This is a genomic window from Bradyrhizobium ingae (genome assembly GCF_055791185.1).
Genome location: NZ_JBVUBB010000043.1, coordinates 1 through 12,503, shown reverse-complemented (window position 1 = coordinate 12,503; position 12,503 = coordinate 1). Strand labels below are relative to the sequence as shown.

General features: G+C 64.9%; 12 protein-coding genes. 8 read left to right on the top strand and 4 right to left on the bottom strand.

Annotated features, from left to right (window positions below):
- Nucleotides 1-194 precede the first annotated feature (194 nt).
- The gene (locus ACV1FX_RS36195; protein ID WP_473122317.1) at nt 195-1,757 is read left to right on the top strand and encodes a winged helix-turn-helix domain-containing tetratricopeptide repeat protein; all 1,563 of its coding nucleotides are present in this window, start codon (nt 195-197) and stop codon (nt 1,755-1,757) included.
- A gap of 228 nt (nt 1,758-1,985) precedes the next feature.
- On the opposite strand, the gene ACV1FX_RS36190 is transcribed toward ACV1FX_RS36195, so the two are convergent.
- Complete coding sequence (locus ACV1FX_RS36190) at nt 1,986-2,408, bottom strand: GFA family protein (RefSeq protein WP_473122316.1); 423 nt, start codon at nt 2,406-2,408, stop codon at nt 1,986-1,988.
- A 47-nt stretch (nt 2,409-2,455) separates the two neighbouring features.
- Complete coding sequence (gene mddA, locus ACV1FX_RS36185; RefSeq protein WP_473122315.1) at nt 2,456-3,244, bottom strand: methanethiol S-methyltransferase; 789 nt, start codon at nt 3,242-3,244, stop codon at nt 2,456-2,458.
- Nucleotides 3,245-3,377: 133 nt separating this feature from the next.
- Between mddA and ACV1FX_RS36180 the strand changes: the two genes are divergently transcribed.
- A complete protein-coding gene (locus ACV1FX_RS36180; protein ID WP_473122314.1) occupies nt 3,378-4,919 on the top strand; it encodes a winged helix-turn-helix domain-containing tetratricopeptide repeat protein in 1,542 nt (513 codons plus the stop codon).
- Nucleotides 4,920-4,944: 25 nt separating this feature from the next.
- On the opposite strand, the gene ACV1FX_RS36175 is transcribed toward ACV1FX_RS36180, so the two are convergent.
- Complete coding sequence (locus tag ACV1FX_RS36175; protein WP_473122313.1) at nt 4,945-5,286, bottom strand: hypothetical protein; 342 nt, start codon at nt 5,284-5,286, stop codon at nt 4,945-4,947.
- A gap of 52 nt (nt 5,287-5,338) precedes the next feature.
- A complete protein-coding gene (locus ACV1FX_RS36170) occupies nt 5,339-6,064 on the bottom strand; it encodes an ArsR/SmtB family transcription factor (RefSeq protein WP_473122312.1) in 726 nt (241 codons plus the stop codon).
- Nucleotides 6,065-6,180: 116 nt separating this feature from the next.
- Between ACV1FX_RS36170 and ACV1FX_RS36165 the strand changes: the two genes are divergently transcribed.
- From ACV1FX_RS36165 to ACV1FX_RS36140, 6 genes are all read left to right on the top strand, one after another.
- Complete coding sequence (locus tag ACV1FX_RS36165; protein ID WP_473122311.1) at nt 6,181-6,585, top strand: RidA family protein; 405 nt, start codon at nt 6,181-6,183, stop codon at nt 6,583-6,585.
- Nucleotides 6,586-6,660: 75 nt separating this feature from the next.
- On the top strand, nt 6,661-6,981 hold the full coding sequence (locus tag ACV1FX_RS36160; protein ID WP_473122310.1) for a hypothetical protein: 321 nt from the start codon (nt 6,661-6,663) through the stop codon (nt 6,979-6,981).
- A 224-nt stretch (nt 6,982-7,205) separates the two neighbouring features.
- Nucleotides 7,206-7,937: an outer membrane protein gene (locus ACV1FX_RS36155; protein WP_473122309.1), complete on the top strand. Its 732-nt coding sequence runs from the start codon at nt 7,206-7,208 to the stop codon at nt 7,935-7,937.
- 165 nt (nt 7,938-8,102) lie between these two features.
- A complete protein-coding gene (locus tag ACV1FX_RS36150; RefSeq protein WP_473122308.1) occupies nt 8,103-10,244 on the top strand; it encodes a methyl-accepting chemotaxis protein in 2,142 nt (713 codons plus the stop codon).
- Between the two features lie 200 nt (nt 10,245-10,444).
- Entirely contained in the window at nt 10,445-11,506 is a 1,062-nt protein-coding gene (locus ACV1FX_RS36145) for an MBL fold metallo-hydrolase (RefSeq protein ID WP_473122307.1), read from the top strand.
- A gap of 279 nt (nt 11,507-11,785) precedes the next feature.
- Nucleotides 11,786-12,503: aminotransferase class I/II-fold pyridoxal phosphate-dependent enzyme (locus tag ACV1FX_RS36140; RefSeq protein WP_473122306.1), on the top strand; the 718-nt coding region annotated here is incomplete at its 3' end.

Sequence of the window (12,503 nt, the reverse complement as noted above, 5' to 3'; positions counted from 1 at the left end):
AATCTCAGGATATCCTTTCCCCGGTTCCATCGCCCGCGCGCCCATCGGCGACATAGCTGGCATCTCGTCAGTTCAGGGCAATCATCGGGTTTGCGATGAACCAGGAATGCGTCTCGATTGACTCACAGAATCAAAGCCCAATTCATGTTGCCGTTTCAGATGCTTGATTTTGTTGTGAGGCCAGAGACGTCGCAGTGCAGTTTCTGTTTAGCGATCATCTACTTGACACCGACAGGCGGGAGCTGAGCCGCGATCGGGTTCCGGTCGCGGTCGAGCCGCAGGTCTTCGATCTCGTCGTCCACCTGATGCGGAATCGCGACCGCGTGGTGACCAAGGACGAATTGATCGACAAGATCTGGCTTGGGCGATCTGTCTCGGAGTCGACCCTGACCAGCCGGATCAATGCCGCGCGCAAGGCGATCGGCGATTCCGGCGCAAGCCAGGCGCTGATCCGCACCGTCGCGCGCAAAGGATTTCGCTTCGTCGGCGACGTCGAGATGCGGAACGGCCATGGCAGCCCGGCCGAGCCCGCCGCCCAGGCCAGGGAGACCCCGGCGGCGCTGCCGCTGCCCGATCGTCCCGCAATCGCCGTGCTGCCCTTCACCAATATGAGCGGCGACCGCGAGCAGGATTACTTTTCCGACGGGATCAGCGAGGACATCATCACCGCGCTGTCGAAGCTGCGCTGGTTCTTCGTCATCGCGCGCAACTCTTCCTTCGTCTACAAGGGCCGCGCGGTGCATCTCGGCGAGATCGCCCGCGAGCTCGGCGTGCGCTATGTCGTCGAAGGCAGCGTGCGGCGGAGCGGTGACCGGGTGCGCATCTCCGCGCAGCTCAACGACGCCACGACCGGCAGCCATCTGTGGGCGGAGCGCTACGACCGCAGCATCGCCGACGTCTTCGCCGTACAGGACGAAATCACCGACGCCATCGTCGCGGCGATCGAGCCCCAGCTCTACGCCGCCGAAAGCTTTCGCGCCCAGCAGAAGCCGCCGGGAAGCCTGGATGCCTGGGATCTGGTGATGCGCGCGCTGTCGCATTACTGGCGCATCACGCGGGGCGACAATGTCGCAGCCCAGGGGCTGCTCGAAAAGGCGATCGCGATCGATCCGGCCTATGGCAAGGCGCTCGGCCTGCTCGCGACCAGCCATATGTTCGGTGCCCATATGGGCTGGTCCGACATGGCGGCCACGCTGCCGATCGCGGAGCGCGCCGCATTCGCCGCGGTCGAGGCCGACCGCGACGACGCCTGGGCCCATCACGGGCTCGGCTACACCTATCTGTTCCGGCGGCGCTTCGACGACGCCATCGCCGCATTCGAGCTGGCGCTGCGGCTCAATCCCAATTTTGCGATGACGCACGCCTTCTACGGCGTGACGCTGTGCTATGCGGGGCGCTGGCAGGACGGCGATGCCGCCGCGCGCCGGGCCCTGCGGCTCAGTCCGCGCGATCCCTTCTCGGCGATCTATTGCGGGGTCGCCGCATACGCCCAGTTCATCGGCCATCGTTACGAGGAAGCGATCCAGTTCGCGCGCGAATCGCTCAGGCAGCGCAGCGATTTCGTCGGCGCACATCGCGCGCTGACCGCTGCCGCCGGCATGCTCGGCAATCGCGAGCTGGCGGCTTCCGCACTCGAGGGCCTGCGTCGCGCCCAGCCCAACGTGTCGCTCGCCTGGATCACCAGCGAACTGCCGATGCAGCGCGCCGAGGACCGGGAGCATTACCTCGAGGGCCTGCGGCGGGCGGGGCTGAGGTAGAGAAGCGGGGAAAGAAGCATCGCGCTACAGCGTTGCTGCACTCTCTCGCCTTGCGGGAGAGGGTGGATTCGATGCGAAGCATCGAAGCCGGGTGAGGGGTCCCTCTCCGCGAGTCGTCTGCTTCCGATCGGGTGGACAGAACCCCTCATCCGGCGCTTCGCGCCACCTTCTCCCGCAAGGGGAGAAGGGAAAGCAGCGTGCGCTTGGCTAGTTTCGCTCCGCCCTCACCTACTCCTGCATCATCTCGCCACTGCCGCCAAACTCGGCCGGAAAATCCTTCAGCTTCGGCAGGCCGTCGCGCATCGGCAGCACGGTGTCGGCGTAGTTGACGTGGACGGCGGGCGTGAACGCCAGCGTCGGGATGGCGGCGGTGAAGACGTCGATCAGGCCGAGCGGCGGATGGCTGGTCATGAGATGGCCGCCGCACTTGCGGCAATATTTGCGCTGGCTGAGCGGCGTCTTGGCGTAGGTTGCAACGTGATCGGCGCCGTCCGTGATGCGCACGGCCTCCGGCTTCCAAAGGCTGAACGCATTGACCGGGCCGCCCGACCACGAGCGGCAGGACCGGCAATGGCAGTAGCCCATCGCCTCCGGCTCGCCCGCCACTTCGATCGCCACCGCGCCGCAGAAGCAGTTTCCGACGTGTTTCATTGAAATGTTCTCCTTGGATGATGCTGAAGATCTGGTCGAGGCGGAGATCAAGCTGACCGGCGCCATGGAATAAGCATCGACACGCGCTGTTTGTATTGGCGGTACTCATCGCCAAACAGTCCGACGAGGTCGCGCTCCTCGAGCGTGATGCCGAGCAGGATGTAGAGCGTGATCACGGATGCAAACAGCAGGTGGCCTACGGTCATGGTCGGCGCGGCCCAGACCGCGATGATGAAGCCGAGATAGAGCGGATGCCGGACGAATTTGTAGAACAGCGGCGTCCTGAAACGCGGCGCCGACGGCTGCTTGTCGACCAGTTGCTGGGTCACCTGCTGCAGACCGAACAGCTCGAAATGATTGATCAGGAAAGTCGAGGTGAAAACCAGCACCCAGCCGGCAACGGATAGCGTGACGATCGTCACGGCGACATCCGGGTCCTGGACGTCCCATATGATCGCCGGCAGCGGCCGCCACTGCCAGAACAGAAGCAGCAGCGACAGGCTGGCCAGCAGCACATAGGTGCTGCGCTCGACATGCTTTGGCACAAACTGCGTCCACCACGCCTTGAAGCGCTGCCGTGCCATCACGCTGTGTTGAACGGCAAACAGTGCCATCAGGAGCAGATTGATGACGACGGCCTCGACCGCGGAGGAATCGGTTCCGGTGTCGATGCTCTTCGGCACCACCAGGCCCATGACGAAACCGATGGCGTAGAGGATGGTCACGAGAAATACGAGATAGGCCGCAATTCCGTACAGAAAGGCGATGAACCTGAAGACTTTGGAGCCCGCGACATCCGGGCTGATAGAATGAACTTGGTGATCCAGTTGGGTCATAGACAGCTCCGTTGTGCCGAACGACCGGCACTGATTAGGTCGCTGCACCCTGCCGGATCGGATGTGCCTAAATTTTTCCGGACGATTGATTTTCGCCTGAGACGCCGCTGATTTTTGCTTGAGACGATGAGACGTGCGATTTCGCTTTGAAAATCATGTGCTGGACAGCGACCTGCGCGAGCTGACGCGTGACGGCGCTCCGGTTCCATTGCAGCCGCAGGTCTTCGATCTGCTGGTGCACCTCGTCACGCAGCGCGGCCGCGTCGTCACCAAGGACGACCTGATCAGCGAGGTCTGGGACAACCGCATCGTTTCGGACTCTGCGCTAAATAGTCGCATCAACGCGGCTCGAAAAGCGCTCGGCGATGACGGCGCGGCGCAGCGGCTGATCAAGACCATCCCGCGCAAGGGTTTTCGCTTCGTCGGCGAGGTTCTGGACGAGACGTTTGCGCCGCCCGCGGCCGAGACGAAGGCCCAGCGCGGCGCGCCAGAGCGCCCGGCGATCGCGGTGCTGGCGTTCGAGAACATGAGCGACGATCCCGAGCAGGAGTATTTTTGCGACGGGATCGCCGAAGACATCCTCACCGCGCTCTCGAAGGTGCGCTGGTTCCTGGTGATCGCCCGCAACTCGTCCTTCACCTACAAGGGACGCGCCGTCCATATCAGGGAGATCGCCGACGAACTCGGCGTCGGCTATGTCGTCGAGGGCAGCGTGCGCAAGGCAGGCGGCCGCGTGCGGATCACTGCGCAGCTCAATGACGCCGTCACCGGCAGCCACATCTGGGCCGAGCACTACGATCGCGAGCTCGGCGACGTCTTCGCGGTCCAGGACGAGATCACCAACGCGATCGTCGCGGCGATCGAGCCGCAGATCTACGCGGCGGAGAATTTTCATGCCCGGCGCAAGCAGCCGGCGAGCCTGGACGCCTGGGACCTCGTGATGCGAGGGCTGTCGCACTACTGGCGCGTGACGCGGCAGGATCATCTGACGGCACAGGCGCTGCTCGCCCAGGCGATCGCGATCGATCCCGACTACGGCCAGGCTCAGTCGGTCCTGGCGGCAAGCCACATGTTCGGCGTGCATCTCGGCTGGGCGGAGCTTGCGACCGCGGCCCCCATCGCCGAAGCTGCCGCCCTGGCGGCGGTCAAGTGCGACCATGAGGATGCTTGGGCACATACCGCGCTCGGCAGCGTCTACTTCTCGACGCGGCGGCTCGACGATGCGCTGTCGGAGTTCGAGCAGGCGCTCAGGCTCAACCCGAATTTCTCGCTGGCACAGGGCTATTACGCGCTGGCGCTATCCTATGCCGGCCGCTCGAGCTGCTCTTTCGAGGCGGCGCAAAAGGCCATCCGTCTCAGCCCGCGCGATCCGTCGCTCGCGATCTATTACGGCATCGCCGGCTATGCGCGCTTCACCGAACGTCGCTATGACGAGGCGATCGCACTTGCCCGGGAGGCGATCCGCCACCGCGGCGATCTCACCGGCGCCTATCGCGTCCTCGCGGTCTCGGCCGGAATGACCGGCGATCGGGAGCTCGCCGCGACCGCCCTGCAGGAGCTGCGCCGCACCCAGCCCAACATCTCACTCGCCTGGATCACGACGCAACTGCCCTGGCGGAGCGAAGCGGATCGCGAGCACTATCTCGAGGGATTTCGAAGGGCGGGGTTGAGGTAGAGCGCGGGCAAGCGGCCCGAGGTGGTCAACGCCGCTTCGGGCGGCACGGCTTGCGCCCGTGACGATCCTTCACGGTTGCGACCGAATTGAGCATCTCCTTGAACGCCTGGATCGCCTTGCCGTTCTCGAGCGCGGAGCCGTGATGTTCTTCAAGATGCTCGATGACGACGAGCAGCGCGTCTGCGATCTGGCCGATCTGCTTGCCGTAGCTGCCGACATCCGACAGCACATCCTTCTCGACCTCCGGTGCCGAGGATTGCCCGACCGTGATGTTGACGAGCCCGAACTGACCGCCGGCGGGACTGAAGAACGACGGATAGATCGACTGGACGACATCCCCCGACAGGGGCAGCTTGAACACAGGCATGCGATTTCCCCTCGCTGACGCGCAACCGGCAGGAAGAGACTAACATGGGAATTCACGAACGAGCACCGGACGAGTCGCGACGGCCCTCGCTCAAATCGATGCCAAATGTCTTGCGCAAGCCGATCTGCCCGGCCGGCGTGATGCGCACGATCCGCGTGTCGCGATCGCGCCTCAGCCAGCCGAGCTCCAGGCAGCACCGTTGAATTTCCGCGCCGACGTGACCGGCGACGTGATAGCGGCGCTCGCTCCAATCCAGGCACGGGCGGCAGAAAATCCGCCTGCCCCGGGCCGTCGGTGTCAGCACGGCACCAAACACGGAGAGGAAACGCGTCCCCGGCGCCGTCACCTCGCCACCGTCGTCAGTAAGGACGACGTACCCCCTGGCAATGAGGGCATCGGCAATGGCGACGCCGAGGTAACCGGCCAGATGATCATAGCAGGTGCGCGCAAAACGGAGCCGGTCATCTCCGATCGACCGCGGCTGGTGACGCTTCGGAACCTCGATGGCGGCAACGGCCTTGATGCTCTCCAGCATCCTGGCCACCATGGGTGACGCGATCCGGTAATAGCGGTTGCGGCGCTTCTGCGTCACGCTGAGCAGTCTTGCACCGACCAGCCTGCCAAGATGACCGCTCGCGGTGGATTTCGATACTCCGGCGCGCGCAGCGAGCTCGCTCGCAGTCAGCGCCTGTCCGCCCATCAGCGCGGCCAGCATGGTGGCACGAGCGGTGTCGCCGACCAACGCTGCCACTTCGACCATGTTTGCCGCCGCGACCATGGTTGATCCTATCGCGACCGCCCCCGCGCAACAACGCCGACAGTTCGGCAACGGCCGAACCATCCGCGGCGGGCGCGCGGTAGCGTGTGGCGCCCGCAGAGCCCCGGAGGAACGACATGAAACGAATCCGCGTAGAGCCGATCTCGACCTATCTGGAGCGGCGCCGCCCAGGCCCGGTCTATCCGGTGGTCGTCGCCAACGGTCTGGTCTATCTGTCCGGACTGCCGCCGTTCGATCCCGACACCGGCGAGGTCAAGCCGCTGCCGTTCGAGCGACAGGCCGAAATCGTGCTCGACCAGATGAAGCGCTGCCTGGAGACGGCGGGGTCCTCGTTGACAGAGGTCATCAAGTGCAATGTCTATTGCACACCCGACCCCTCGCACTTCGCCGCATTCAACGAGGTCTATGCCCGCTACTTCAAGAACGAATCCCCGGCGCGCATCTTCCTGCACGTCCCGTCGTGGCCCGGACCGTTCGACGTGGAGGTGGACTGCGTCGCTTTGGCAGGTCCCGGCGGATGAGACGGGTGCGCCTTCGGATCGACCCGAATCAGCGCTAGTGCATTCACCTCGGCGACTTCGCTTAACTGAGGTGACATGACCGGCCCCGAACTGAAGCAATTGCGCGCCGACCTGTCCGAGGCGATCGGCCGGGAGCTCACGGTCGCAGACATGGCGAGGCTGTGCGGCCTGCCGGCCGCGAGCGGGACCGTGACAATCAGGCGCTGGGAGGTGCGCGGCCCGAGCGCGTCGGCAGCCAAGGTGCTCGGCGTGCTCGCTATGGCAAGCGAGCGTTATCCGATCCTCGACAAGTTCGACATCTTCGATCGCCACACCATCGCAGAGAAGGACCGTCCCGCGCAGCGCGAAAAATTTCGCGAGCAGATGCGCGAGGAAGTGCGCAGGCGTCTGGCCTGACGAAGAGCGGCCGATGGTCTCCACACGCACTGCGCGTTAAGCCTTCCTTCACCGTTCGTTAAAGCGCTGTTAAGCACGAACAGCATTTGCCCGCCGATACTTTGGGTTGGCGGCGACTGTGCCACGCATGTGACAGCATTTTAGTCAAAAGCCCGCTATCTGCGAAAGCAACGACGGCGCGAAAAAGCGCGCCTGCCGGGAATGAAGTGTTGGAGTTTGAGACGATGAAGAAGATCCTGTTCGCGACCGTTGCGCTGCTCTCGTTGAGCGCGGCCGCGCCCGCCCTCGGTGCCGATCTCGGCGCCCGCCCCTATTACAGCAAGGCGCCTGCGCCGGCTTATGTCGCGCCGATCTACAACTGGACCGGCTTCTATCTCGGTGCGCATCTCGGCGGCGCGTTCTCGAGCGACAACAATTTCAACGGCCTCTCCACCGGCAACAACGGCAACGGCCGCTTCCTCGGCGGTCTGCAGGTCGGCGCGGATTGGCAGTTCCATCCGAACTTCGTGCTCGGCGTCGAAGGCCAGTATTCCTGGCTGTCCGGCAGCGTCGGCGCGGTGTTCCCGAGCGGCTACGTCTACACCAACGATCAGCGCGGGCTCGGCTCGATCACCGGCCGCGTCGGTTACACCTGGGGGCCGGGCCTGATCTACGTGAAGGGCGGCTACGCCTATTCGGACAACAACGAGAACGTGACGCTGGGCGGCGCGCCGGTCGCGTTCGCGATCTCGGGCGATCATCGCAACGGCTACACCGTCGGCGCCGGTCTCGAATACATGTTCGCGCCGAGCTGGTCGGCCAAGGCCGAGTATCAGTACTACAATTTCGGCAGCGCCAGCTTCACCACTCCGGCCGCGCTGGTGCCGGCCGGCAGCTTCACCACCGACGATCACACCGTGAAGGCGGGCGTCAACTACCGCTTCAACTGGGGTGCCCCGGTGGCCGCGCGTTACTGATCGCTAACCACAACCGATCTTGCGGAAGGGCCGGCAAACTTGCCGGCCCTTCTTTTTTCGCCGCGTGGAAAGAGCGCAAGCAATTGCGCCACTTGCGATTTTTTAACTCGCGCCCCCGATACTGCCGCCCGCAAAATATAAAGTAATCGGCGTGGGGGAATTCTGATGGCGATCCGTGTGAGCCTGGGCAAATCCAGGCCTCGTATCTCGTTGCCGAAGTGGGGCGTGCGCGGCAGCCTGTTCTCCGCCTTCGCGGTCATCGCGGGAATGGGCCTCGTGATCTCGGCGGGCGCCGGCTACGTGCTGCAAAATCTCGGCGAACGCATGGTCGATCTGAGCGGGCGGGACATTCCGCGCCTCACCGCAAGCCTGCAATTGTCGGCACTGAGCGCGAGCCTTGCGGCACAGGGACCGGCACTGCTCGCCGCGCCGAGCGAGGATGCGCTGAACGAGCGCACCAGCAAGCTCAAGGAATTGCAGCAGCAGGTCCAGCAGAAGCTCGGCGAGATCATCGAGCTCGGCGCCGACAAGACCATCGTCACGGGACTCAACGACACCATCAAGAATCTCAATGAGGCGGCGCAAAGCCTGACCTCGGCCGCGCGCGAGCGGCTCGACGTCGCGGCCCTTCACGACAAGCAATACGACGCGCTGCGCAAGGCGCAGGGCGATTTCGTCGGCGCGGCGAGCCCCGCGATGCTCAACGCCCAGACCCAGGTGAACGCGATTCTCGGCTCGGCGAACCTGTCGGCGGAAGACGCCAGCGAAGCCGCGCAGACCGTCGGCCAGCTCGGCAATGTCGTCGCCAGCGGCAATCTCGCCGCCGCCGACATGAGCGCGGCGCTCTCGGCCAACACCGCCGACAAGCTCGACGACATCCAGAAGGAATTCAAGACGGCGCAGGGACGCCTGCGCTCCAACCTCGACCTGCTGCCGGACAATCAGGGCAGCAAGATGCTGCGCGAGACGGCCGAAAAGCTGCTTGCGCTCGGCACCGGAAAGACCGGCGTGTTCAACCTGCGCGAAAAGGAGCTCGACGCCACCGACTATGGCCAGACCGTGCTCGACGAAACCCGCAAGCTCAATGTCGGGCTCGGCATCAGCGTGCAGCAACTGGTCGAGGGCGTGCAGAAGGAGACCAACGAATCGACCTTCCAGGCGCGCAGGCAGATTTCGTTCGCCACCCTGGTCATGCTGGCGCTGGGCGCGCTGACCCTGGTCGGCTCGGCGCTGTTCGTCTGGCTCTATGTCGGTCGCAACATCCTGCGGCGCATCGGCGGCTTGCAGCGCGCAATGCAGCTGCTCTCGGCCGGCGATCTCGATGCGGAGATCGTCCGCACCAGACACAATGACGAGATCGGCGCCATGACCGACACGCTTCAGGTGTTCCGCCAGAGCATGATCGAGGCCCGTGCGCTCTCCAGCGAGCAGGACAAGGACCGCGCCGCCAAGGCGGAGCGTGCCGCGCGCATGGAAGCACAGATCGGATCGTTCGAAGGCACGGTGCGCTCTGCGCTCGACGGCCTCGCCCAATCGGCCAATTCGATGCAGACAACCGCGCAGAGCATGTCGTCGACGGCCGACCAGTCGAATGCGCTGGTCAACGCCGTGGCGTCGGCGGCCGAGGAGACCTCGGTCAACGTGCAAACGGTGTCGGCCGGCACCGAGCAATTGTCGTCCTCGATTGCCGAGATGAGCCGCCAGGTGGTCACCTCGTCCGAGATCGCCAAGAAGGCGGTCCACGAGGCCGGAGCGACCGACGCGACCGTGCAGAGCCTCGCCGACAGCGCGAGCCGCATCAGCGTGGTCGTCGATCTCATCCAGACCATCGCCTCGCAGACCAATCTGCTCGCGCTCAACGCCACGATCGAAGCGGCGCGCGCGGGCGAGGCCGGCCGCGGCTTCGCGGTGGTCGCCTCCGAAGTGAAGAGCCTCGCGAGCCAGACCGCGAAGGCCACGGACGAGATCCGCACCCAGATCGCCAGCATGCAACAGGTCACGACCTCTGCGGTCGGCGCGATCAGGGGCATCGGCCAGATCATCGGCGAGATCGACGACGTGACCACGTCGATCGCCGCCGCCGTCGAGGAACAGGGTGCCGCAACGCGCGAGATCGCCCGCAACATCCAGCACGCCGCGGGAGGCACCAGCGAGGTCTCCAGCAACATCGTCGGCGTCTCCACGGCCTCGGCCGAGGCCGGCGCGGCGGCGACGGAGGTGCTGAGCGCCTCCGATGCGCTGCGCCGCGAGGCCGACGTGCTGCGCGGGGAAATCGACACGTTCCTCAGCAATATCCGCGCGGCCTAAGACTTCCCTTCCGTCATTCCGGGGCGCCTCGAAGAGGCGAACCCGGAATCTTGCGGCACAACCTCCGGATTCCGGGTTCGCGGCTTTGCCGCGCCCCGGAAATGACATCGTGTCCGCCCGCAGGAATGACGGCCATGCGAACGCTACCCCACGTGGTTTTTCGGCTGGCGTCCCGCCCGATGTGCGGGTACCGATAGTCCATGCATTTGAAGAGCGACAGCGTGCAGTCCTCGGCCGAGGCGCTGCGCTACCCCTGGGAACAGCACCCCGGCCCCGAAGAGGTCGTGGAGGTGCGGCCCGGCGTGCTGTGGGTGCGGCTCAAGCTGCCGTTCCGCCTCAACCACGTGAACATCTATCTGCTCGCCGACGGCGACGGCTATGCGATGATCGACTCCGGCTTCGGCAACGAGGAGACGATCGAGGCCTGGACGAAGCTGTTCGAGGGACCGCTGAACGGCGTCCACATCACGCGGCTTATCGTCACTCACTCTCATCCCGACCACGTCGGGCTCGCGGGTTGGATTATCGATCGCTTCAACTGCCCGCTCGAGATGTCGCAGGTCGAATATCTGCAGTCGGTCTATCACCAGAATCGTGGAACCGAGGAGCGGCGCAATGCGCAACGGCTGTTCTTCCGCCGCCACGGCATGGACGAGACGCTGACCGACAAGCTGCTCGGCCGCGGCCAGGACTACCTGAAGCGCGTCTCGGTGCTGCCTCCCGCCTACCGTCGCATCTCGCATGGTGACGAGGTCGTGATCGGCACGCGCCGCTTCAAGGTGATCACCGGCGGCGGCCACGCGCTCGATCAGGTGATGCTCTATTGCGCCGACGACAAGCTGTTCCTCTCCGCCGACCAGGTGCTGAGCAAGATCTCGCCGAACGTCAGCGTCTGGGCAGTCGAGCCCGACCAGAACTCGCTCGGCGAATATCTGGCCTCGCTGGCAAGCCTCACCACCACCCTGCCCTATGACGTGCTGGTGCTGCCCGGCCACGGCGTGCCGTTCTACGGCTTGAAGACCCGCATCAAGCAACTCGCCGATCATCACGAGGAGCGCTGCCGCATGATCGCGGAAGCGTGCCGCGAGGTGCCGCAGACCTCGTCCCAGCTCGTGCCTGTCGTGTTCCACAAGCACGTGCTCGATGCCCACCAGATGGGCTTTGCCGCGGGCGAGCTGATCGCCCACGTCAACTACATGCTGGTCGAGGGACGGCTGACAGCCGAAGAGAAGGACGGCGTGCTCCAGTTCAGGACGACCTGAGCTTCAGAAACGAACGCAGCCATACCTCGCCCGGCTTGCGCCATGGACAAAATGTCCATGCCGGGACGCGGCGCTGCCGCGCATCTCGGGGCGTCCACCGCACCCGGGACACCACGGCGCTAGCTGGTTGATCCACATCAATAATTGCTGATGGCCGACGGCTATGAATGGTCCTGTCGGCCGCATTTCCAAATGTGGGCTGGCGCATAGACATTAGAGCTGGAAAAGCTCTAAGAAGATTGGCCGCTTGGGCCGTCAAGTTCCGCTGCAGGTCTGCCGATGGATTACAACGCGTACTTCAATTCCGCCCTCGACCGCCTCCATGCCGAGCGGCGCTATCGCGTCTTCGCCGATCTGGAGCGCATGGCCGGCAGGTTTCCGCACGCGGTGTGGCATTCGCCCAAGGGCAAGCGCGACGTCGTGATCTGGTGCTCCAACGATTATCTCGGCATGGGCCAGCACCCGAAAGTGGTCGGCGCCATGGTCGAGACCGCGACCCGGGTCGGCACCGGCGCCGGCGGCACCCGCAACATCGCCGGCACGCATCATCCGCTGGTGCAGCTCGAAGCCGAGCTTGCCGATCTCCATGGCAAAGAGGCCGCTCTCCTCTTCACATCCGGCTACGTCTCGAACCAGACCGGCATCGCGACGATCGCCAAGCTCATCCCGAACTGCCTGATCCTGTCGGATGAGCTCAACCACAATTCGATGATCGAGGGCATCCGCCAGTCCGGCTGCGAGCGGATCGTGTTCCGCCACAACGATCTCGCCGATCTCGAGGCGCTCTTGAAGGCCGCCGGCCCGAACCGGCCAAAACTGATCGCCTGCGAGAGCCTCTATTCGATGGACGGCTGTCTCTTATACACATGGGTGTCGTTTTTTTTTTTGGGGGGGGGGGGGGGGGGGGGGGGGGGGGGGGGGGGGGGGGGGGGGGGGGGGGGGGGGGGGGGGGGGGGGGGGGGGGGGGGGGGGGGGGGGGGGGGGGGGGGGGGGGGGG

What these genes read in the sequence shown, in the direction of transcription:
- ACV1FX_RS36190 (WP_473122316.1), bottom strand. Translation starts at nt 2,408, where the DNA reads ATGAAACACGTCGGAAACTGCTTCTGCGGCGCGGTGGCGATCGAAGTG.
- mddA (WP_473122315.1), bottom strand. Translation starts at nt 3,244, where the DNA reads ATGACCCAACTGGATCACCAAGTTCATTCTATCAGCCCGGATGTCGCG.
- ACV1FX_RS36175 (WP_473122313.1), bottom strand. Translation starts at nt 5,286, where the DNA reads ATGCCTGTGTTCAAGCTGCCCCTGTCGGGGGATGTCGTCCAGTCGATC.
- ACV1FX_RS36170 (WP_473122312.1), bottom strand. Translation starts at nt 6,064, where the DNA reads ATGGTCGCGGCGGCAAACATGGTCGAAGTGGCAGCGTTGGTCGGCGAC.
- ACV1FX_RS36165 (WP_473122311.1), top strand. Translation starts at nt 6,181, where the DNA reads ATGAAACGAATCCGCGTAGAGCCGATCTCGACCTATCTGGAGCGGCGC.
- ACV1FX_RS36160 (WP_473122310.1), top strand. Translation starts at nt 6,661, where the DNA reads ATGACCGGCCCCGAACTGAAGCAATTGCGCGCCGACCTGTCCGAGGCG.
- ACV1FX_RS36155 (WP_473122309.1), top strand. Translation starts at nt 7,206, where the DNA reads ATGAAGAAGATCCTGTTCGCGACCGTTGCGCTGCTCTCGTTGAGCGCG.
- ACV1FX_RS36150 (WP_473122308.1), top strand. Translation starts at nt 8,103, where the DNA reads ATGGCGATCCGTGTGAGCCTGGGCAAATCCAGGCCTCGTATCTCGTTG.
- ACV1FX_RS36145 (WP_473122307.1), top strand. Translation starts at nt 10,445, where the DNA reads ATGCATTTGAAGAGCGACAGCGTGCAGTCCTCGGCCGAGGCGCTGCGC.